The sequence below is a fragment of the Bacillus sp. PS95 genome (assembly GCF_037963565.1).
GTDB lineage: Bacteria > Bacillota > Bacilli > Bacillales > Bacillaceae > Bacillus > Bacillus subtilis.
Genome location: NZ_CP150160.1, coordinates 2059756 through 2081196, shown reverse-complemented (window position 1 = coordinate 2081196; position 21441 = coordinate 2059756). Strand labels below are relative to the sequence as shown.

Annotated in this window: 18 protein-coding genes, 1 pseudogene and 1 riboswitch; of the genes and pseudogenes, 11 read left to right on the top strand and 8 right to left on the bottom strand. The window is 42.7% G+C overall.

All coding sequences use genetic code 11. From position 1 onward, the window contains the following. The first annotated feature begins 299 nt into the window (after positions 1-299). Positions 300-1985 carry a methyl-accepting chemotaxis protein gene (locus NSQ12_RS10400; RefSeq protein ID WP_038429081.1) on the top strand — a complete coding sequence of 562 codons (1686 nt, stop codon included), beginning with the start codon at positions 300-302 and terminating at the stop codon, positions 1983-1985. A gap of 115 nt (positions 1986-2100) precedes the next feature. Here NSQ12_RS10400 and NSQ12_RS10395 read toward each other — a convergent pair whose 3' ends face one another. Continuing rightward, entirely contained in the window at positions 2101-2394 is a 294-nt protein-coding gene (locus NSQ12_RS10395; protein WP_212059604.1) for a YozQ family protein, read from the bottom strand. A 42-nt stretch (positions 2395-2436) separates the two neighbouring features. Beyond that, positions 2437-2559: a hypothetical protein gene (locus NSQ12_RS10390; RefSeq protein WP_014477000.1), complete on the bottom strand. Its 123-nt coding sequence runs from the start codon at positions 2557-2559 to the stop codon at positions 2437-2439. 68 nt (positions 2560-2627) lie between these two features. Here NSQ12_RS10390 and NSQ12_RS10385 point away from each other — a divergent pair. Then, positions 2628-2745 (top strand): annotated as a pseudogene (locus NSQ12_RS10385) (hypothetical protein); the annotation flags it as partial. Positions 2746-2833: 88 nt separating this feature from the next. Beyond that, on the top strand, positions 2834-3238 hold the full coding sequence (locus tag NSQ12_RS10380; protein ID WP_339176633.1) for a UPF0715 family protein: 405 nt from the start codon (positions 2834-2836) through the stop codon (positions 3236-3238). A gap of 415 nt (positions 3239-3653) precedes the next feature. Here the strand turns inward: NSQ12_RS10380 and NSQ12_RS10375 are convergent, their stop codons facing one another. Together NSQ12_RS10375 and NSQ12_RS10370 are read right to left on the bottom strand one after the other, a co-directional pair. Continuing rightward, positions 3654-3947: a hypothetical protein gene (locus NSQ12_RS10375; protein WP_085187581.1), complete on the bottom strand. Its 294-nt coding sequence runs from the start codon at positions 3945-3947 to the stop codon at positions 3654-3656. Between the two features lie 109 nt (positions 3948-4056). Next, positions 4057-6099 (bottom strand): molybdopterin oxidoreductase family protein, encoded by a 2043-nt coding sequence (locus NSQ12_RS10370; protein ID WP_167408212.1) that lies wholly within the window; start codon positions 6097-6099, stop codon positions 4057-4059. Positions 6100-6246: 147 nt separating this feature from the next. After that, positions 6247-6338, top strand: a riboswitch (SAM riboswitch). A gap of 83 nt (positions 6339-6421) precedes the next feature. On the opposite strand from NSQ12_RS10370, the gene NSQ12_RS10365 reads away from it, so the two are divergent. From NSQ12_RS10365 to NSQ12_RS10355, 3 genes are all read left to right on the top strand, one after another. After that, the gene (locus tag NSQ12_RS10365; protein WP_339176631.1) at positions 6422-7456 is read left to right on the top strand and encodes a 2-hydroxyacid dehydrogenase; all 1035 of its coding nucleotides are present in this window, start codon (positions 6422-6424) and stop codon (positions 7454-7456) included. A gap of 17 nt (positions 7457-7473) precedes the next feature. Beyond that, on the top strand, positions 7474-8937 hold the full coding sequence (locus tag NSQ12_RS10360) for an FGGY-family carbohydrate kinase (protein WP_256683469.1): 1464 nt from the start codon (positions 7474-7476) through the stop codon (positions 8935-8937). 93 nt (positions 8938-9030) lie between these two features. Next, a complete protein-coding gene (locus tag NSQ12_RS10355; RefSeq protein ID WP_003231439.1) occupies positions 9031-10275 on the top strand; it encodes an MFS transporter in 1245 nt (414 codons plus the stop codon). A 78-nt stretch (positions 10276-10353) separates the two neighbouring features. On the opposite strand, the gene NSQ12_RS10350 is transcribed toward NSQ12_RS10355, so the two are convergent. From NSQ12_RS10350 to NSQ12_RS10340, 3 genes are all read right to left on the bottom strand, one after another. Beyond that, complete coding sequence (locus tag NSQ12_RS10350; protein ID WP_339176628.1) at positions 10354-10887, bottom strand: GNAT family protein; 534 nt, start codon at positions 10885-10887, stop codon at positions 10354-10356. Positions 10888-10930: 43 nt separating this feature from the next. Further along, complete coding sequence (locus NSQ12_RS10345) at positions 10931-11701, bottom strand: hypothetical protein (RefSeq protein WP_339176626.1); 771 nt, start codon at positions 11699-11701, stop codon at positions 10931-10933. Between the two features lie 66 nt (positions 11702-11767). Then, the gene (locus NSQ12_RS10340) at positions 11768-12076 is read right to left on the bottom strand and encodes a DUF948 domain-containing protein (RefSeq protein WP_339176624.1); all 309 of its coding nucleotides are present in this window, start codon (positions 12074-12076) and stop codon (positions 11768-11770) included. 150 nt (positions 12077-12226) lie between these two features. On the opposite strand from NSQ12_RS10340, the gene NSQ12_RS10335 reads away from it, so the two are divergent. From NSQ12_RS10335 to proB, 4 genes are all read left to right on the top strand, one after another. Beyond that, positions 12227-12943 (top strand): 3-ketoacyl-ACP reductase, encoded by a 717-nt coding sequence (locus tag NSQ12_RS10335; RefSeq protein WP_038429073.1) that lies wholly within the window; start codon positions 12227-12229, stop codon positions 12941-12943. A gap of 299 nt (positions 12944-13242) precedes the next feature. Next, a complete protein-coding gene (gene rtp / locus NSQ12_RS10330) occupies positions 13243-13611 on the top strand; it encodes a replication termination protein (RefSeq protein WP_003220337.1) in 369 nt (122 codons plus the stop codon). 147 nt (positions 13612-13758) lie between these two features. Then, the gene (gene proC / locus NSQ12_RS10325) at positions 13759-14652 is read left to right on the top strand and encodes a pyrroline-5-carboxylate reductase (RefSeq protein WP_010886524.1); all 894 of its coding nucleotides are present in this window, start codon (positions 13759-13761) and stop codon (positions 14650-14652) included. After that, positions 14649-15764: a glutamate 5-kinase gene (proB, locus tag NSQ12_RS10320; protein WP_042975927.1), complete on the top strand. Its 1116-nt coding sequence runs from the start codon at positions 14649-14651 to the stop codon at positions 15762-15764. The genes proC and proB overlap by 4 nt, the downstream gene beginning before the upstream one ends. 51 nt (positions 15765-15815) lie before the next feature. Here the strand turns inward: proB and gltC are convergent, their stop codons facing one another. Continuing rightward, positions 15816-16718, bottom strand: a complete 903-nt coding sequence (gltC, locus tag NSQ12_RS10315) for a glutamate biosynthesis transcriptional regulator GltC (RefSeq protein ID WP_004399246.1) — start codon at positions 16716-16718, stop codon at positions 15816-15818. 146 nt (positions 16719-16864) lie between these two features. Between gltC and gltB the strand changes: the two genes are divergently transcribed. Continuing rightward, positions 16865-21427: a glutamate synthase large subunit gene (gene gltB, locus NSQ12_RS10310; protein WP_339176621.1), complete on the top strand. Its 4563-nt coding sequence runs from the start codon at positions 16865-16867 to the stop codon at positions 21425-21427. Positions 21428-21441 lie beyond the last annotated feature (14 nt).

Genomic DNA, 21441 nt, shown 5'->3' with positions numbered 1-21441 from the left:
CTGCGTATTGTATTATATTTTCGAGAAAACAGCCGGTTCAGCCAATTTGAGGTGGGAAAAGCCTTTTTTAGAAAAACGAATAAGAGTGACTTACATACCGCAAAAGACTGCAAATTTTACTTAAGGTTTTTCTGTAAGTTCAGAGACGTAAAGAATTTGCTTATTCATATAAGAATATCACTATAAAACTTGATAACACGTGTCGATATTATGGACATGAGCGTAAGCGAATTGGATTCAAACGCGCTTGAACATATTTTATTTCAGCCATTACATTGTGCGGAAAGGGAAAACGACACATGAAAGTGAAAACAAAATTGCTGGGGATTATATCAATATTAGTTGTTTCAATTATTGGAATTGGAGGCTCCTCAGTATTTATGATTTCTTCTACTGTGAAAAAGAATGAAGAACTTAAAGACAAAATGGAATTCCAAAAAGAGATAAAACACATCCAATATGAATTGACCGGGTTATCAAATGATGAAAGAGGCTTCTTGATTACCGGAGACAAAGAATACGACGAGGGTATGAAGGAAAAAGCAGACGATGTCTTAAAGAGCCTTGACCGGGTTAATGACTTGATTGATGAAGAGAAGTATCAATCCAATATTGAAGACATTAAGACAAGTTTTACTCAGTATAGAGCTTTGAATCAGCAAGTAGTAACAGCCTACTCTTCAAATCCTAAAAAAGCAGAAACCATCCATTTTGGAGAAGAAAGAACAATAAGAAAAGAAGGCGTAGATCCGGCTGTCAATAAGCTGTCTGATCACCTGGATCAAGAGGTGGAGGATCTAAAAGATGAAATACGAGGCAATGGGAAAATGAGTCAATGGCTCATCATCATTGTCACCGGGATATCAGTTATATTAGGCGTTGTTTTAAGCATAATGCTGTTAAAGTCCATAATGGTGCCCCTAAGAAGCATAAATAAGCAGCTGGAGGAAATTGCACACGGCGACGCTGATTTAACCAAAAAAGTCATTGTGAAAAATAAAGATGAATTTGGCCAGCTTGCCCAATCTTTTAATTCTTTTACTCATTCATTAACTCAAATTGTGAAGCAGATCAGCAGCTCATCTGAACAAGTCGCCGCTTCCTCTGAAGAATTATCGGCAAGCGCGGAAGAATCGAAATCAACATCTGAACATATTTCACGAGCCATGCAGATGGCTGCCGACAGCAATGTGAAGCAAAGCTCAATGACAGAAAAGAGCGCAGAATCCATCACTGAATTATTAGACAGTATATCATCAGTCGCTTCAAATACAGGGAACATAGCGGATCTTTCTTCTTCGATGAGAGACAAGGCTGAAATAGGCTCTAAGTCCGTCAACAAGATGTTAGACCAGATGAAATTCATTGATAAATCTGTAGATTCAGCCGGCAATGGATTGCAAACATTGGTAGCGAGCACAGCAGAAATCAGCGATATCTCTTCGCTTATCACGACGATTTCAGAGCAGACAAATTTGTTGGCACTAAATGCAGCGATCGAGGCGGCCAGAGCCGGAGAGCAAGGAAAAGGATTTGCTGTGGTGGCAGAAGAAGTTCGGAAGTTGGCGGATGAAACAAATAAATCTGCAAACCACATCCAATCGGTGGTAGCGACCATCCAAAATGAATCGATAGAAACGGTAAATAATATTAAGGTTGTTCAAGAAAATGTGAGCTCAGGTATTGTTCTTTCTCATGAGGCAACAGGAAATTTCAATGAAATACTGAACCTTGTGGAACAGGTCACTTCTCAAATACAAGAAGTCGCAGCGGCAACTCAACAGCTTACATCAGGCGTTGAAGTGATTCAGCACACAGTTCATACATTGGCCGCTGGAACAAAAGAAACGTCTGCAAATACAGAAGCGGTTGCAAATTCATCACAGGAACAGCTTCATTCAATGGGGGAAATCTCCTATGCCGCAGAATCTCTATCTCAGTTGGCAGAAGAACTTCAAACCGTCATTAATCGTTTTAAATATTAAACAGGCTACTTACGTGCAACCCCCATCTTATTCGGTGGGGGTTGGCTACTTTTACTGTGGTTGTTTCTAAAAACAGAGTTAACTGACTTCTTTTAAGTTAGTTCCGTTTGTATGGCTAGTCCAAATTTTGATCGATTGTCCCTTCAAAATAGTCATCGCTGACCTGTTCATGAGTTTCAGCCAATCCTTTTTCTAATTGCGTGCTTCCTTTATAAGCTGAGGGCTCAAAGTATTTCCCGGCAACATCTGTTGTGTCATTTTTGTTTTCTTTGTTATGAGTTTGTGTTTCAGTGTTTACACTTTCTGTCTCAGTATTGCTGCTTATAGATTGCTGAAAATCATATTCCTTGTCTAATGAAGAAAATCTTTTATAATCATCAGGTCTGTCTGCACCGTTTTTTTGAGTCACTTTACTTCCTCCAGATTATTGATATTTTAGTGGGGTAAGAACTTATTTCGTTCTTTTAGGATCAGAACCATGTTTTTTAGGATCATCTGCTTTAAAAGCTGTTTCAGTCTCATGGTCATTTCTCATTTGTTCAATACTTGAATTTTGAATTCCCTTTTTACTCATTGGTTTCACTCCTTTACGAAAAGTGTTGAATATCAACTCTTCTTATTTTGTCTGTTGATCAGGTATTCATTCACTTTTTTCATTCGCGCTTTCGCCAATCAGGAGAGGCGTTTTCATGCCAGCGTATTATCTAATAAAAGAACGTCATTTTTGAAACCTTTTATTAGCGCATTGCGTATAGCCCGTTGGGGAAGACATCTCGATAAAAGAAATACAAAGGTTGTGAATTTATACTAACAGCACTGTGAATAAATCAAACAAGGGGGGTGAAAAAATGAAAAAAATCGCATCATATTATTTAATGACATTAGGGCTATCCAGCCTTACATTTGGTTTGTTTTTAGGGTTTTATTCTTTCGTTATGTATGGCGATATGATAATTGCATTGTTTACGGGAGCAATTGCTTTATTATACGGTTTTGTGGTGTATGGCCTTTTTGCTGTTCCGCTCCAAATGAAGTTGCAGAAAAAAGCGAGAACATTCAATGTCATGTACCTATTGATTTACAGTGTGGTTGCTTTTATCGCAGCTTTCCTGTTTTTTGTTATCAATGAACCTGCGTCAATAGCATGGACATTGCAATCGTACTTTTATTATATGTTAAGTATTGCGGCTGCAGTGATTTACTGGTTATGGGATTCTCTGATCCTTTATAAACGTACAGCTTCCGGCGTATAAGGCAAGCAAATCAGGCTAACGTAGTTTTACCAATCGGAGATATATGGAGGTCAATAAAAATAAAGGGTATTGCACTAACATTGCTGCGTGAATCTAAAAGCTTTAGGTTTCATATTTTTTTTAAAAAATCCTCCGCGGATAAAGGCGCAGTATGGGGACATAATGAGAGCACACATTCGAACCGAATAGGTTTTCTAAGTGTTTTACGATACATACGTTCATCAAGATCATCACGTCATCAATGGAATATACAAACTATTGTTGTGGAACGGGCATCTCGAGCTGTTTGAGGAAAGAACATAGATGGTGGTTTATCGTTTTATCAGCGCTTATAGAACAAAGTTTTGGTGGCGGTCAATCCATACAGCTAAACAGAGGAGAGCGTGACAATGAATCTCGCTCTCCTCAGATTTATTTATTCACCCTGATGTTTTTCAACTAATGTGAATGTCCAATCTTTTAACATATGTTTCTGGACATATTTTTTTCCGTTTATTTCAATGTAAGGCAGGTCTGCCATGTCTCCAGCTAACTGTTTTGCTTCAGTCGTTGTTATTCCTAAAAAAAGTCCGATGTAAAAGTAAATATCCCGTTCTTTTATAAGCAAGATATCATTTTGTTCATTACCTTTGGTTTGGTTCCTCTGCTTTAAGCCTTCACCGATAAAATAGCCAGCCAAAGCAATACCGATTCCTAAAAAAACGTCCATATGCATGCCTCCATTATGTCGATGTTATGTTATACGGGCTTGGCATACTCCGGGTTTCATTATCAACCAAAAAAAAACCGCCAGAACATGTTCTGGGCGGTTTTTTCGTTTATGCTTTTTCAATCTGCACGCGTCCTGAAAAAAAGGTGGCGCCGCCGCCCATATCGGACAATCTGTCTGGGGTTAGCGCGTTTACAAGCTGTTTTTTTCCTTGTTCATCCGCCCATAATCCTTGGCTGACAACGACACCTGGCAGCACTTGTTCTCCAACTGCAGCGGTCAGCTCGCATTCTCCCCGGCTGTTCCAAATTCGTACAGGTGCCCCATCAACGATTCCGTGTTCTTCAGCATCTTTTGTGTTGATAAAGAGCTTTGGCGTCTTTTCAAGCTTGATGTGTTTTTCATTATTGGAAAATGTTGAGTTTAAGAAATTATGGTTTGGCCCCGGAACATACATAAACGGATGTTCATTATCGGTTACAAGAGGTGTATATGTCGGTAAAGCCGGGAAGCCGTCTTGTTTCATTTTTTCTGAATATAATTCTATTTTTCCGCTTGGCGTTGGAAGTTCGCCCGGAAACAGCGGCTTTTCGCGTTTTGCTTTCATAAATGAATGCTTAGTGAGTGCATCGTAATCAATCTCTGCCAAATGCGGATTATCTGGATGGTCAAGCGCCTGGCGGATTAATACTTCATCTGAATCTTTAAGCTCCTGGTCTGTGAATCCCATGGCTTCAGCCAGTAATCGGAACACCTCAGTGTTAGACTTGCTTTCCCCATATCTCTCAATCACCGGCTGCTGAAGCTGAATGTAATGGTGCCAGTAGGAGGTGTAAAAATCAGTATTTTCAAAAGCGGATGTTGCAGGCAGTACAATGTCCGCATATGCAGCCGTTTCCGTTAAAAACAAATCATGAACCACAGTAAACAAGTCTTCCCGCAGCAAGCCCTGTCTGACTTTGTTTGCTTCGGGTGCGACGACGGCAGGGTTCGTTCCGTAAATAAATAGAGAGCGAATCGGCGGGTCTGTTTCCAAAAGCACCTTGCCAAGCTGATTCATATTAAACGACCTCGGGGTGCGCCCTTTCAATAAGTCGGGCCGCTGCAAGGCATTTGTATTATATTCTAAAATTCCGCTGTTATGCTTAATTGCGCCGCCCCCTGTGTGCAGCCATTGGCCGGTGATCGCCGGAAGACAGGCAATCGTCCTGACAATCATCCCGCCGTTATCGTGATGCTGGGGTCCGTTTCCGATTCTGATAAAAGAAGGGGAGGTTTCCCCGTACATTTTTGCCAGTCGGTAAATATCTTCGGTACTGACACCGGTGATCGTCGATACCTTTTTAGGATCATATTGTTTCACGTGTTCACGGAGCTCTTCATAGCCAACCGTGTACTCAGACAGAAATGCTTCATCATGAAGGTTTTCTTTAAATAAAATGTGCATGATGCCAAGAGCAAGTGCACTGTCGGTTCCCGGCTTTATCGGAATAAACCAATCTGCGAGACGTCCTGTTTGATTTTTATGCACATCGATCACGACAATTTTGGCACCTTGTTTTCGCGCTTTTTGGGCGATCGTAATTTGGTGCATATTTGTGCTGACCGCGTTGATTCCCCAAAAAATAAATAGTTTTGTATGAATGGTTTCCTCAGGATCGATTCCCGCGCTTATGCCCATTGTATATTTATAGCCTTCAGATCCCGCTTTGCTGCAAATCGTCCGTTCAAGCTGGCTTGACCCCATGCGGTAAAAAAAGCGGCGGTCCATTCCTTCAGCTGTCAATTTCCCCATATTTCCGTAAAAGCTGTAAGGAAGTATGCTTTCAGCTCCCTCTTCATCAATCAGCTGTTTCCAGCGGGAGGTGATCGTATCGATTGCCTCTTTCCAGGAAATCGGTTCAAATATCGCTTGGCCTTTAGCACCTGTTCGTTTGAGCGGTGTAGTCAGCCGCTTTTCATCATAGATGCGCTCCGTCATATTCCGGACTTTGTTGCATATGTTTCCGGCTGTGACAGGATGATCAGGGTCTCCTTGCACTTTTACGATTTTTTCGTCTTTTTTATGTATTAACAATCCGCACTGATCCGGGCAGTCCAGCGAGCAAACGGATTTGAAAATGCCGTTTTGTTGTGTGGCAAAAGATTTCATGGCCCAGTTCCTCTCTCTAGTTAGATATTTTGTAAGAATTATAACATTTCGGATCATAACGTCAATTCTGAAAAAAGAGATTGACATCAATCTGAGACTTCTTTATGATAAACGTATTCTTTATTCTGAAAATTACATACTCAACATTTTCTATCCAGAGAGGTGGAGGGACTGGCCCTATGAAACCTCGGCAACATTATTGTGCCAATTCCAGCAAGCGTCAGCTTGAAAGATAGGAAAGCAAGGTTTATACCGGCGTCTGCCTGTAACAGAGCGCGCCTATATATGAATCTCTTTCCATCTTCGGAAAGAGATTTTTTTTATGAAAAATACGATGAAAAGGATGTTTTGCACCATGACGGTTTTGGTTACAGCACCGTACAACGAAGAAGGACGAAAAGAGCTAGAAAACTTGTTTGGCTCAGTTGCTTATCAATCTTGGAAGGAACAAGGCCGGGCATATCGGGAAGATGAACTCATTCAGCTGCTAAAAGCAACAAATGCGACAGGCTTGATTACTGAGCTTGATCAGGTAACAGACAGCGTATTTGCTTCTGTTCCCGAACTTTCATTTGTCGGTGTTTGCAGGGGAATGCCCTCAAATGTGGATGTGGCAGCTGCCTCAAAAAGAGGCATACCTGTTTTTTATACACCAGGGCGGAATGCACAAGCCGTTGCTGAAATGTTTATTGGAAATGTGATTTCCTTTCTGCGCCATACCAGCGTCTCGAATCAATGGCTGAAGGATGGAAAGTGGAACAGTGATTACCTGCAGGCTTATGTCAAATTTAAAGGAAATGAATTAACAGGAAAAACGGTTGGCATGATTGGGTTCGGGGCGGTTGGTCAAAGGATTGCAAAACTGCTGACTGCGTTTGACTGTAAAATAAAGTATTACGATCCATACATTCAAGACGATCATCCGCTGTATGAAAAAGTATCTCTTAAAACGGTGTTTTCAGACAGTGATATCGTTTCTGTCCATCTGCCTCGTACTGAGGAAACACTTGGACTTATTGATCGGAAGTATTTTGATCTGATGAAACAGAGTGCGATTTTCGTCAATACTTCAAGAGCAGTTGTTGTAAACCGTGAAGATCTTTTATCTGTATTAAAAGAACATAAAATCAGAGGTGCGATACTAGACGTTTTTTATCATGAACCTCCAGAGGAATCAGATTATGAATTGATTTCATTGCCTAATGTTCTGGCAACACCGCATCTCGCTGGAGCAACATTTGAAGTGGAGGATCATCACGTGACGATACTGAATAAAGCCCTCAAAAAGTGGAAGGGTGAAAAAACTCTTAATATTCCGACAATGTATAACAAGGACGAACTGAAAACAGGGGTATAAGAAAGGAGGCTAAGAGAATGAAAAAACAAAAAGGCTATCTCGTTTTTGATATTGGCACAGGCAATGCGAGGGTAGCGGTCGTGAGTGTAACTGGCAGTGTTCTAACAGTTGAACGGGAGGACATCGAGTATTCCACAGAGACGCTTTACCCGGACAGCCGTTATTTTTCTCCTCAGGTGCTGTGGAAGCAGGTGATGAATTTGGCAAAACGTGCGCTATCCCGTTCGTGTGATATTGACATCATTGGTTTGACATCAACGAGCCAAAGACAGGGGATTGTTTTGATTGATCAAAACGGCAATCCTTTTCTCGGGCTGCCGAACATCGACAACCGCGGCCGAGAGTGGGAGGCGAGCATTCCCGATCGGGAAGAGATATACAGCCGCACAGGCCGCCTGCCAACCGCACTTTTTTCTGCGCTCAAGCTTTATGGATTAAAACAGCGCCAGCCCTCTTTATGGGAAAAGACTGCAAGCTTTACTAGCATTAGTGATTGGGTGACGTACCAACTGAGCGGAATATTAACATATGAACCATCACAGGCAACAGAAACCCTGCTGTTTGATGTGAAGCAAAACACTTGGTCAGAAGAGATGTGCGACATATTCGGCTTTTCTCCATCTATCCTTCCGCCTCTTGTAAGAGCGGGAACAGCAATTGGAACGATAGCAAATGAATATGCATCCGAATTAGGCCTTTCAATAAATGCTAAGGTTATAGCAGGGGGCGGGGATACACAGCTGGCTGTCAAAAGCACCGGAGCTGGACTTGAGGACATTGTCATTGTATCAGGGACAACAACGCCAATAACCAAAATTACTGCGGATCATGGCGACACAAAACATAAAGCCTGGCTGAACTGTCATACGGATCAAGGGCATTGGCTTGTGGAAACGAATCCGGGAATTACCGGCTTGAATTATCAAAAATTAAAACAGATTTTTTATCCGAATGAAACGTACGAAGTAATGGAGGAGGAGATTTCTGCACTTGCAAAAGAAGACCATGCATGTGTAGCGGCTCTCGGCTCTTATTTATCGGCTGAAAAGAATGCGTTAACGAGAGGCGGTTTTCTTTTTGATGCCCCGCTGTCAGCACATTTAAAGAGGGCACATTTTGTACGTGCAGCGCTAGAAGAGATCGCATTTTCAATCAAATGGAACTTTGACATTTTAACAGAGGTTACTCCGTTTGAACGTGACTATGTTTGGGTGTGCGGAGGGGGATTCCAAAGCAAAGCGCTCACTCAATATATCGCGGATCTTCTTCAAAAAAAGGTCTATGTCCAAGAGGGATATCATCAGGCATCTGTCGTCGGTGCTGCAGTCATTTGCAATGAAACCTTTCAATTAACGGAGGAGATGTCAGCAAATGTCCGGGTGATCGAACCGAAGGACTGTCAGATAGAATTGGCTTTATATGAGGAATGGAAGCAAACACAGCGCTTTTTTTCAGGATCAGAAAGCAAAGTATTAATTTAAGGCGGCATTTCTGCTGTTTTGAGGAATCATTTAATTTTCAACTTTAATAAGGTAATACGGTAATGTATATTAGCATCTAAGGAGGAGACAGATATGTTGGATAAAATAGGAATACCGAAGCGGCTTGCCTGGGGATTTTTAGGGGTTGTTTTGTTTATGATGGGAGATGGCCTTGAACAAGGCTGGCTCAGTCCTTTTTTGATCGAAAACGGGCTCACCGTTCAGCAGTCCGCTTCCATTTTTAGTATATACGGAATTGCGCTTGCCATAGCTTCCTGGTTTTCGGGTGTATGTCTCGAAGCATTTGGCGCAAAACGGACGATGTTTATGGGGCTGTTGTTTTATGTGATCGGTACAGCTGCTTTTATCGTATTTGGATTTGAACAGCTGAACCTGCCAGTGATGTATGTGACTTACTTCGTAAAAGGGTTAGGTTACCCGCTTTTTGCTTATTCTTTCTTGACATGGGTCATTTACAGAACACCGCAAAGCAAACTGAGCACTGCTGTCGGCTGGTTTTGGATAGCATATTGCCTCGGCATGTTTGTGTTCGGCGCTTGGTACTCAAGCTACGCGATCAAAGCGTTCGGTTATTTGAATACGCTTTGGAGCTCTATTTTCTGGGTATGTCTCGGTGCATTTTTTGCATTGTTTATCAATAAAGACCGTTTTGAAAAGAAGAAAAGAAAAAGATCAGAAACAGCCGAGGAGCTTTTAAAAGGGGTTACGATTCTATTTACAAATCCGCGTGTGCTTACAGGCGGAATCATCAGAATCATCAACAGCATTGGTACATATGGTTTTCCAGTCTTTTTGCCGATGCACATGGCCCAGCATGGAATTTCAACCAATGTGTGGCTGCAAATTTGGGGAACGATTTTCCTGGGGAACATTGTGTTTAACCTTATCTTTGGTATTGTCGGCGATAAATTCGGCTGGAAAAATACTGTTATTTGGTTCGGCGGAGTCGGCTGCGGCATTTTCACCGTCTTATTATACTACGCACCTGTTTTCTCCGGCGGAAGTTTAGCGGTTGTCAGCGTGATCGGCTTTATTTGGGGCGGTTTGCTGGCAGGCTATGTGCCGATTGGTGCAATAGTGCCGACGGTGGCAGGAAAAGATAAAGGGGCAGCCATGTCTGTATTAAATTTAGCTGCAGGTTTATCAGCGTTTGTCGGCCCCGCACTCGCTTGGCTGTTCATCGGTCTCGTCGGCGCGCAAGGTGTCGTCTGGATCTTTGCGGCCCTTTACCTTGCAAGCGCGGTCTTGACGAAATGTATTCATATACCTGAGGAAAAAGCAGTTAAGGAGGAAACATCTCCTCAATATGCATCTTAAGTAGAAAGCGCCCTGTTTGAGGGCGTTTTTTTATCTTTTTAAAGGAAAAGGGATGTGGCACAGACCAAGAGAATACCGTCATTCTCTTGGTTTCACAATAGAGTACACATTTGTATCATATGGAGTCCCATTTTGATACATGTACTGTCTTAAAACGCCTTCTTTTTGAAACCCCATTTTTAGAAGCAGACGATTTGATGCTTCATTATCGGTAAATACAACTGCGCCAATACGCGACAGTCCAAGGGCAGAAAATCCGTAAGATACGATCTTTGAAATGACTTCTGATGCAAATCCGTTTCGCCAATGCTCCGGGATGATTTCATAACCGATTTCCGCGCGCCTATGCTTTTGGGACAGAGCGTGAAAGCCTATTGTTCCGATCAGTTCTTTAGTGTCCCGTCTTTCAATTCCCCACCGTATACCGCGTTTTTCTTGATAGAGGGCAGCAAACGTTTGAATCATTGAAATGGCCTGTTCTATAGATTCCATGTTTTCAAGCCCATAATAGCGTGTCACCTCATCGTTTGAGAAACAAGCAAAAATGGCTTCCGCGTCCTGATCTGTGATTTGCCTAAGTATAAGCCGATCCGTTTCTAATATAGGAAACATTCAACCACTCCCCACGTTTGTGTTTTTGTTTATCATATCCCTTTTATTTCCTCTTTTCTATAGCTAAATCAACCAATGCAGCAAAGGAACGAATTTGTGTTTCTAGTTGCTCTTTGTTTTTGCTGAATTGTTTCAAACGATGACCGTTCGCGCCTGATGGATGCGGAAAGCCGTTAAGGCAAATCAAATTCTGGAGGCTGTGCTGTCTGATCAATGTTTCACATACTGTTTCGGCCGCTTTTCCTAACGGAATGAGAAGAGCTGGTCCCGTCACATGGTTAAGCTCCGCAGGGAAGTGCCCAAAAGCATAAGTGCTTAGAATAGGAGAATGAGTGATAGCCGGTTTGTATCCGGTATAGTTTTTTTGCTGGATAAAGACAGGATATTTAATAACGGAAGTTGTATGGAGCATATGCCGTAATTCTCCAAAAAGCTTTGCGGCGCTGTGAATGCCGAAAGCTTGCGGCAGCCCGCATAAATCCAGCATGGTGATAAGGTTATGTCTCATCGACCCGGAGAAACCCGCTGCTATTTTTGTATCTACCGCCATTTGCTCAAGAGTGCGGCCTTGCCGCAGACTTTCGACTGCTGTTTCGTACGCTGTTTTCATCTGGGAAAAACCCGGCGTGATCCCGGCAATCACAATCGTAGCAGTCCGATTGATATATTCATTATGAGGTGAATAGTAGATGTCAAGTTCATTTTCTTGATGGAGATGAAATGGAGAAATAAGTAAATCCGACTTTGTAAGTGAAGAGGGAAGAGAATGTAGTTTTTCTTCGAACTCCTTTAAGCAGCTGCGGTTTACAATCATGCGAAAGCCTCCTCAAAAAATGATATCCCATTGTCCATTCTGATCGAAACAACGGGATATCATTCATCATGACCTGCTATTTAAATGGCCAGCCTGCCACACCTCTTTAACGGCTTTAGGAATTTCTTTCACTTCAGCTGCGGTCTGCTGAAACGCGGATTTTTTCATTTGGACATCCTGCTGAAGCTTCTTTTGTTTTTGCGTCAGCAGCTCTGTTTCTGTTTTTAATCCTTCGATTTGTTTTTGCATAGCCTGCGTAACAGAGGAAAGCTCCTTTAGTGCAGGGTCCATTTTTTTCTTGTTTTGAATCACGGTAACTCCTAAGAAGATAATAGAAACTGCTAATACTGCAAGACTGATATAAACAATAATCATATGTTCACTCCTTTTCTTATGTCATTACCCTGTATCCGTTTTTTTAATCAGAAGAAATGATATTTACACAGTTCGTTTGATTTGCGTATTGGATGTATTGTACTTATAATGTGATATCGTACATATGTAAACAAAGAAAGGGTGCTTCAATTGCAAAGTTTACAACATAAAACTGCACTAATCACAGGCGGAGGCAGAGGAATTGGCCGAGCTACTGCTCTGGCGCTTGCCAAAGAAGGCGTGAATATCGGGTTAATTGGCCGGACTTCCGCTAATGTAGAAAAAGTGGCTGAAGAAGTCAAAGCGCTTGGTGTAAAAGCTGCATTTGCTGCTGCAGATGTAAAAGATGCCGATCAGGTTAACCAAGCTGTAGCTCAAGTGAAGGAACAGCTTGGTGATATCGATATCCTCATTAATAACGCCGGCATCAGCAAATTTGGCGGTTTCTTAGATCTGTCAGCCGATGAGTGGGAAAATATTATTCAAGTCAACCTAATGGGTGTGTACCATGTCACTCGTGCGGTGCTTCCGGAAATGATCGAACGCAAAGCCGGAGACATCATTAATATTTCATCTACAGCGGGCCAAAGAGGAGCTGCTGCAACAAGTGCTTACAGCGCTTCTAAATTTGCCGTTCTCGGGTTAACAGAGTCTCTTATGCAAGAAGTGAGAAAACATAATATCAGAGTCAGCGCGTTAACGCCGAGCACTGTCGCTAGTGATATGTCTATCGAATTGAACTTAACAGACGGTAATCCTGAAAAAGTTATGCAGCCTGAGGATCTTGCTGAGTACATGGTGGCACAATTGAAATTAGATCCTCGTATTTTCATCAAAACAGCGGGATTATGGTCAACAAATCCTTAAAAATGAAAACCTGTCTTTCGACAGGTTTTTTTATTTGAATGAAATCCGTACCGGTAAAATGAGATATGTAAACCCTGGCAATCGTTTAAATTGAAGATAGCAGTAAATGCAGGCTATAATAGAACTAAGAAAACTATGTACCAAATGTTCAGTTGAAATTTATTTTTTCCGATACACCTATAATCAGTAAACATGAAATGACTGGACTATCAGTATTTAATATAAAGAAGGAAAACAATAAAAGAAAATTGAATATTTAGTACATAGTGTTGTCAGTGACAGAAGAAGGAGTGCATATGATGAAAGAAGAAAAAAGGAGTTCAACAGGCTTTTTAGTGAAACAGCGTGCATTTTTGAAGCTTTATATGATAACGATGACAGAGCAAGAGAGACTCTATGGGTTAAAGCTGCTTGAAGTACTTCGGTCTGAATTTAAAGAGATTGGTTTTAAACCAAATCATACAGAAGTATACCGGTCTTTGCATGAGCTTCTTGATGACGGGATACTAAAACAAATTAAAGTAAAAAAAGAAGGGGCTAAGCTCCAGGAAGTCGTCCTCTATCAATTTAAAGATTACGAAGCTGCCAAGCTATATAAAAAACAGCTGAAGGTAGAGCTGGATCGCTGTAAAAAACTGATTGAAAAAGCTCTCTCAGATAATTTTTAATAGAAACAAACACCCGGCGCAGCAGTGTGAACCGGGTGTTTTCTGCTTTTCATTATACATATTTGTCGAAAAGAAACAATACAAATCAATAATGGCCTTCAAACTTGACATCATTTCCTCACGTGGTAACATTTTAAACGTGTGAAAATGCGAACAAAAAAGCGAACAAAGGAGATGTTACCGATCTTTGATCAAAAGAAAGTAGCCTTTATAGGAGCAGGATCTATGGCGGAAGGAATGATATCAGGTATCGTTCGAGCCAACAAAATCCCGAAACAAAACATCTGCGTTACAAACCGCAGCAATACAGAGCGATTAACTGAACTTGAACTTCAATATGGCATTAAAGGCGCCTTGCCGAACCAACTATGTATTGAAGACATGGATGTGCTCATTTTGGCAATGAAGCCAAAAGACGCCGAAAACGCTCTGTCATCACTAAAATCACGTATTCAACCCCATCAATTAATATTGTCGGTCCTTGCCGGCATAACTACCTCTTTTATTGAACAATCATTGCTTAATGAACAGCCGGTTGTCAGAGTGATGCCCAACACTTCCAGTATGATTGGCGCTTCTGCAACAGCTATTGCCCTTGGCAAATATGTGTCGGAAGACCTGAAGAAGCTGGCCGAAGCATTGCTCGGATGCATGGGCGAAGTCTATACAATCCAAGAAAATCAAATGGATATATTCACCGGAATTGCAGGCAGCGGACCCGCGTATTTTTATTATTTAATGGAATTCATTGAAAAGACAGGAGAGGAAGCGGGCCTCGATAAACAGTTATCTCGAAGCATCGGTGCACAGACACTTTTAGGTGCCGCAAAAATGCTCATGGAAACAGGAGAACATCCTGAGATCTTAAGAGATAATATCACGTCACCGAACGGAACGACAGCAGCGGGGCTGCAAGCCTTGAAAAAGAGCGGCGGCGGAGAAGCGATTTCTCAAGCAATAAAGCATGCGGCTAAGCGTTCAAAGGAAATCAGCGAAGATATCGAAAAAACTGCAGCGCCGCTATCAGGAGTGATAAAGTGACGCCTGATACAAGCATGAAAAGAGTCGTTGTGAAGATTGGAAGCAGTTCATTAACAAGCCTTCATGGAGAAATCAGCATTCGAAAATTAGAAGCGTTGGTCGACCAGGTCGTCAAACTCAAAGACGCCGGTTATGAAGTGATTTTGGTTTCCTCAGGCGCAGTGGCGGCGGGATATCGGAAGCTCGGATTTATCCAAAGGCCCGAGAAGCTTCCAGAAAAACAAGCATCAGCTTCAATCGGCCAGGGATTGCTAATGGAGGCTTATTCAAAGCTGTTTTTGGCACACGGCTATGTCGCATCCCAAATTTTAATTACGAGAAGCGATTTTTCTGATGAATATCGATACAACAATGTCAGGAATACAATGAATGTACTGCTCGAGCGCGGCATCATCCCGATCATAAACGAAAATGACACAGTTACCGTCAATCGGCTCAAGTTTGGCGACAATGATACGCTCGCAGCAAAAGTCGCAGGATTGATTGATGCAGATATGCTTGTGATTTTATCAGATATAGACGGATTATATGACGGCAATCCGCGCACAAATCCAGAAGCGAAAAGGATACAGCGGGTGAGTGAAATAACACCTGACATCGAAGCATGCGCAGGTGACACTGGAAGCATCGTTGGCACCGGCGGCATGCGCTCTAAGCTTGATGCGTTTAAAATCGTAATGGCGTCTGGCATTAAAGGTTTCCTAGGTCAGGCAGATGCTGGCGATATTTTATACCACGCCGTTCATGAACAGGCGGAAGGCACCTATTTTGAAGCAGAAGGAACGCTTCCGTTGAATCAAAAGGAGCAATGGATCGCTTTTAATTCCGGTCCGGAAGGTGAAATGATTTTATCAGATGATTGTTCACGAAAAATAACAAACGGACAATCGAGTTTATACCTAGACGGTGTACAGAAGATTAAAGGGAAATTCAAAAGCGGTTCAGTTGTTCGGCTGATGGATTCAAAAGGGACGGAAATCGGCCTTGGAATCGTCAATTACTCTTCTGTACAGCTTCAAGAACCGGAAAAGAAAAAGGAACTGACAAATAGAGCTCTAATTGATCAAGAAGCATTTGTTTGCCATGTGGATTTTTCTTTACCTGTAAATTAATTTGCAGAAAAAAACCCGAAGCTTCTATATAGAAGCTCGGGTTCATTTTTTTTATTGATACTGCTCCAGCTTAGAGAAAAATTGAATGACAAACTCATAAAAATCATTCGCGGAAGGCGCAAGCTCTCTATTTTTCGGTTTAATGATTCCGACAGTCCGTTTTACTTGAGGGAACTCAATTGGAATTTTCACAGTAAAACGAGGTGTTGTTTCAGCAAAAGTACTTTCAGGCAGAAGGGTAACGCCCATTCCTGCGGACACTAACCCTTTGATCGCATCCAAATCCTCACCCTCCGTGGAAACGAGAGGAGCAAAGCCTGCTTGTTTGCAAGTATCGATTGCCATCTCTCTAAGTACAAATCCTTCCGGGAACAATACAAATTGGTCGTTGCGCAAATCGATTAAATGAACCGTTTTTTGTTTAGCAAGCGGATGATTTAATGGAACAAGCGCGTAAATTTTTTCAGTAAATAATATTTTTCCCGTTATGTCAGAGAAATTCGTCGGCACCGGCCCTAATAAGGCCAGATCAATATCGCGGTTTCTGACAGCTTCAATCAGAAACTTATAGGAGCCTTGGCGCAGCAAAAATTCGACGTGCGGATATTCTTCTTTAAACGCTGAAATGACAGTCGGCAAAAGCTGGCTGGCGAGGCTTGTAGGAAAGCCGATCTTTACCGTTCCGCGATGCGGGTCAAGATACTCATCAATTTGCTCTTTCGCATAATCAATGGCTTTCATCGCCGTTTTCACATGAATCAAAAATTCTTTTCCGATTGGCGTGAGTTTGATATTTCTCCCTTCACGCTCAAATAAGGTCACATTTAATTCTTCTTCAAGATTGGCAATTTGTCTGCTGATTGCTGATTGGGCCACATGCAAATGATCAGCGGCTTCTGAAACGTGTTCTCTTTCAGCCACCTCCATAAAATAACGCAGTTGGCGCAGCTCCATGTTTGTCTCACATCCATCTATCTCATTTTGAGATTCTTTTGATCTAAATTATATATTGTTTATATCGTTTTGAAAACCTACAATGATTATAGAGTTGTTAGATTTTATGACCGGTATTATCGGAAATTGATCGGGGGAGAGGAATTATGACGTACAATCAAATGCCAAAAGCTCAAGGTCTCTACCGTCCTGAATTTGAACATGATGCATGCGGAATCGGCCTATATGCACACTTAAAGGGCAAGCAGACTCACGACATTGTCAAACAAGGACTTAAGATGCTTTGCCAGCTAGACCATAGAGGAGGGCAAGGCAGTGATCCGGATACAGGAGACGGAGCCGGCTTACTGGTTCAAATCCCTGATGCTTTCTTTAGAAAAGAGTGCAAAGACATCAATCTGCCAGAAAAAGAACGTTACGGGGTAGGAATGGTCTTTTTCTCACAGAAAGAAGATGAAAGAAAAAAAATTGAAAAGCAAATCAATGCACTGATTGAACAAGAAGGCCAAGTCGTTCTTGGATGGAGAACTGTACCTGTAAATGTCGGAAAAATCGGAACAGTGGCGCAAAAAAGCTGTCCGTTTGTCCGTCAGGTATTTATCGGCGCAAGTTCTGATCTAAAGGACAATTTATCTTTTGAACGAAAATTGTATGTCATTCGTAAACAGGCTGAAAATTGGGGAGTAACGGAAGGTCTTGATTTTTATTTTGCCAGTCTTTCAAGCCAGACCATTGTTTACAAAGGCCTTTTAACACCTGAACAGGTTGATGCATTTTATTCTGATCTGCAAGACGAAGCATTCGTTTCTGCTTTTGCGCTTGTTCATTCACGCTTCAGTACCAATACATTCCCTACATGGGAAAGAGCGCATCCTAACCGCTATTTGGTTCACAACGGTGAAATTAACACCCTTCGCGGAAATATCAACTGGATGAGAGCACGTGAGCAGCAATTTGTTTCTGAAAGCTTCGGTGAGGACTTAAACAAGATTTTGCCGATTCTCAATGCTGATGGCAGTGACTCTTCCATTTTGGATAACGCATTTGAGTTTTTTGTGATGGCTGGACGCAAACCGGCACATACGGCAATGATGCTCATTCCAGAGCCTTGGACGGAAAATACGCATATGTCCAAGGAAAAAAGGGCGTTCTACGAGTACCATAGCTCCCTGATGGAGCCTTGGGACGGACCGACAGCCATTTCATTTACTGACGGTAAACAAATCGGGGCGATCCTTGACCGGAATGGTCTCCGTCCGGCCCGTTATTATGTCACAAAAGATGATTATATTATTTTCTCATCTGAAGTAGGCGTTATTGAAGTTGAACAGGAGAACGTTTTATATAAAAACCGCCTTGAGCCTGGGAAAATGCTTTTAATCGACCTGGAAGAAGGCCGTATTATCTCCGATGAGGAAGTCAAAACACAAATTGCAACTGAGTATCCGTATCAAAAATGGCTTGAAGAAGAGCTTGTACAAGTAAATCCTGATCCGGAGTCAAGAGAAGAAGAACAATTTAGTGATCTTCTTACTCGCCAGAAGGCATTCGGATACACATATGAGGATATCCAAAAGTATCTAATTCCTGTTATTAAAGAAGGCAAAGATCCCCTTGGTTCAATGGGGAATGACGCTCCGCTTGCTGTACTTTCTGACCGAGCGCAATCACTGTTTAACTACTTTAAACAGCTGTTTGCACAAGTAACGAACCCGCCAATCGACGCGATTCGTGAGCAGCTTGTCACTTCAACGATGACTTGGCTCGGTGCGGAAGGCGATCTTCTTCATCCAAGTGAACGAAATGTTCGCCGGATTAAACTGTATACACCTGTTTTATCCAATGAACAGTTTTACGCATTGAAAACGATTGTTCATCCTGATTTAAAAAGCCAAAAAATTGATGTGCTGTTTTCAGAGGATCTTGAACGCGGTTTAAAGGACATGTTCACACAGGCAGAGAAAGCCATCAGCCAAGGCGTAAGTTTGTTAATTTTATCAGACAAAAAGATGAACGAACGACTGACACCAATTCCGCCGCTTCTGGCAGTAAGCGCACTGCACCAGCACTTAATCCGCAAAGGGCTGCGTACGAAGGCCAGCATAATTGTGGAATCGGGAGAAGCACGTGAAGTGCATCACTTTGCAGCGTTAATCGGTTATGGCGCAGATGCGATTAACCCTTATCTCGCTTATGCGACCTACAAGCAGGAAATTGATGAAGGCCGTTTGGATATCAGCTATGAAGAAGCGGTTAGCAAATATGGAAAAAGCATTACTGAGGGCGTCGTAAAAGTGATGTCCAAGATGGGAATTTCAACTGTGCAAAGCTACAGAGGCGCCCAAATCTTTGAAGCGGTAGGAATCAGCCGCGATGTGATCGACCGCTATTTCACAGGTACTGCATCACAGCTAGGCGGCATCGATTTACAAACAATTGCAGAAGAGGCACAGCGCCGCCACCGGGAAGCGTACCAGGATGATTACAGCAAAACGCTTGAACCGGGAAGTGACTTCCAATGGAGAAATGGCGGAGAGCATCATGCGTTTAATCCGAAAACGATTCATACTTTGCAATGGGCGTGCCGCAGAAATGATTACAGTCTGTTTAAACAGTATACAAAAGCGGCTGATGAAGAACGCATCGGATTTTTGCGGAACTTGTTCGCATTTGACGGAAACCGCAAGCCTTTGAAGTTGGAGGAGGTTGAATCCGCTGAATCGATTGTCAAACGTTTTAAAACGGGTGCGATGTCATTCGGGTCCTTGAGTAAGGAAGCGCACGAAGCTTTAGCAATCGCAATGAACCGTCTTGGAGGAAAAAGCAACAGCGGTGAAGGCGGAGAAGATCCCAAACGCTTTGTTCCAGATGAGAACGGCGATGATAGAAGAAGTGCGATCAAACAAATTGCATCCGGACGGTTTGGTGTCAAAAGCCATTACCTCGTCAATGCTGATGAGCTGCAGATTAAAATGGCTCAAGGTGCTAAGCCGGGTGAAGGCGGGCAGCTTCCTGGCAACAAGGTATATCCATGGGTTGCCGATGTCCGCGGGTCAACGCCAGGTGTCGGATTAATCTCACCTCCGCCACACCATGACATTTATTCGATTGAGGATTTAGCCCAGCTGATCCACGATTTGAAAAATGCCAACCGTGACGCAAGAATCAGCGTAAAGCTGGTGTCAAAAGCAGGTGTAGGAACAATCGCTGCAGGTGTTGCCAAAGCGACTGCAGATGTCATTGTGATCAGCGGCTATGACGGAGGTACAGGCGCTTCTCCGAAAACCAGTATTAAACATACAGGGCTTCCGTGGGAGCTTGGCCTTGCAGAAGCACATCAAACATTAATGCTGAACGGACTTCGTGACCGTGTTGTATTAGAAACAGACGGAAAGCTCATGACGGGCCGCGACGTTGTGATGGCTGCCTTGCTCGGCGCCGAAGAATTTGGTTTCGCAACGGCTCCGTTAGTTGTACTCGGCTGTGTCATGATGCGTGCCTGCCATTTGGATACATGCCCTGTCGGTGTAGCGACACAAAATCCAGAGCTTCGCAAAAAGTTCATGGGAGATCCTGACCATATTGTGAACTATATGCTGTTCATTGCCGAAGAAGTTCGTGAGTATATGGCTGCGTTAGGCTTCAAGACATTTGATGAAATGATCGGCCGCACGGACGCACTTCATGTAAGTGAACGGGCAAAGGGACATTGGAAAGCAAGCCAGCTTGATTTGTCTACCCTTCTTTATCAGCCTGAAGGGGTGCGGACGTTCCAATCGCCGCAAAATCATAAAATTGATCAATCGCTTGATATCACAACAATTCTCCCGGCTGTACAAGAAGCCATCGAATCTGGAAAAGAAGCTGATATTTCGATTGAAATCAATAATACAAATCGTGTAGCCGGAACGATAACCGGCAGTGAAATCTCAAAGCGTTACGGAGAAGAAGGGCTTCCTGAAGATACAATCAAGCTGCACTTTACGGGATCAGCCGGCCAAAGCTTTGGAGCTTTCGTTCCTAAAGGGATGACGCTTTATTTGGACGGAGACTCAAATGATTACGTCGGAAAAGGGCTTTCTGGCGGAAAAATCATCGTCAAGTCACCGGAAGGATTCAACTCTGCTTCGGATGACAATGTCATTATCGGCAACGTGGCTTTTTACGGTGCAACAAGCGGAGAAGCATATATTAACGGACGTGCTGGTGAACGCTTTGCCGTTCGAAACAGCGGTGTGAACGTAGTTGTAGAAGGCATCGGCGACCACGGCTGTGAATACATGACTGGCGGCAGCGTTGTCGTTCTCGGTGATGTAGGCAAAAACTTTGCGGCAGGTATGTCCGGCGGAATCGCTTATGTACTGGCCGAAGATGTCAAAGCGTTTAAACGCAAATGCAACCTTGAGATGATTTTATTTGAATCATTAGAGGATGAGAAAGAAATCCAGCAAATTAAAGCAATGCTTGAAAGACATACTGCGTATACAAACAGCCAAAAAGCAGAAGATCTGCTTGATCAATGGGAAGACAGTGTGAAAAAATTCGTCAAAGTCATTCCGAAAAACTATAAACAAATGCTCGCAAGCATCGAAGAGCAAAAAGCTGCAGGTTTATCAGATGAAGAAGCCATCATGTTCGCTTTTGAGGCCAACACGAAGCCAAAGCAGAATACAGCAGCTTCGGGACAAAAACAAGCGGTAGTACAGTAAGGAAGGGGAGAGGA

What these genes read in the sequence shown, in the direction of transcription:
- NSQ12_RS10400 (WP_038429081.1), top strand. Translation starts at nt 300, where the DNA reads ATGAAAGTGAAAACAAAATTGCTGGGGATTATATCAATATTAGTTGTT.
- NSQ12_RS10390 (WP_014477000.1), bottom strand. Translation starts at nt 2,559, where the DNA reads ATGAGTAAAAAGGGAATTCAAAATTCAAGTATTGAACAAATGAGAAAT.
- NSQ12_RS10380 (WP_339176633.1), top strand. Translation starts at nt 2,834, where the DNA reads ATGAAAAAAATCGCATCATATTATTTAATGACATTAGGGCTATCCAGC.
- NSQ12_RS10375 (WP_085187581.1), bottom strand. Translation starts at nt 3,947, where the DNA reads ATGGACGTTTTTTTAGGAATCGGTATTGCTTTGGCTGGCTATTTTATC.
- NSQ12_RS10370 (WP_167408212.1), bottom strand. Translation starts at nt 6,099, where the DNA reads ATGAAATCTTTTGCCACACAACAAAACGGCATTTTCAAATCCGTTTGC.
- NSQ12_RS10365 (WP_339176631.1), top strand. Translation starts at nt 6,422, where the DNA reads ATGAAAAATACGATGAAAAGGATGTTTTGCACCATGACGGTTTTGGTT.
- NSQ12_RS10360 (WP_256683469.1), top strand. Translation starts at nt 7,474, where the DNA reads ATGAAAAAACAAAAAGGCTATCTCGTTTTTGATATTGGCACAGGCAAT.
- NSQ12_RS10355 (WP_003231439.1), top strand. Translation starts at nt 9,031, where the DNA reads ATGTTGGATAAAATAGGAATACCGAAGCGGCTTGCCTGGGGATTTTTA.
- NSQ12_RS10350 (WP_339176628.1), bottom strand. Translation starts at nt 10,887, where the DNA reads ATGTTTCCTATATTAGAAACGGATCGGCTTATACTTAGGCAAATCACA.
- NSQ12_RS10345 (WP_339176626.1), bottom strand. Translation starts at nt 11,701, where the DNA reads ATGATTGTAAACCGCAGCTGCTTAAAGGAGTTCGAAGAAAAACTACAT.
- NSQ12_RS10340 (WP_339176624.1), bottom strand. Translation starts at nt 12,076, where the DNA reads ATGATTATTGTTTATATCAGTCTTGCAGTATTAGCAGTTTCTATTATC.
- rtp (WP_003220337.1), top strand. Translation starts at nt 13,243, where the DNA reads ATGAAAGAAGAAAAAAGGAGTTCAACAGGCTTTTTAGTGAAACAGCGT.
- proC (WP_010886524.1), top strand. Translation starts at nt 13,759, where the DNA reads ATGCGAACAAAAAAGCGAACAAAGGAGATGTTACCGATCTTTGATCAA.
- gltC (WP_004399246.1), bottom strand. Translation starts at nt 16,718, where the DNA reads ATGGAGCTGCGCCAACTGCGTTATTTTATGGAGGTGGCTGAAAGAGAA.
- gltB (WP_339176621.1), top strand. Translation starts at nt 16,865, where the DNA reads ATGACGTACAATCAAATGCCAAAAGCTCAAGGTCTCTACCGTCCTGAA.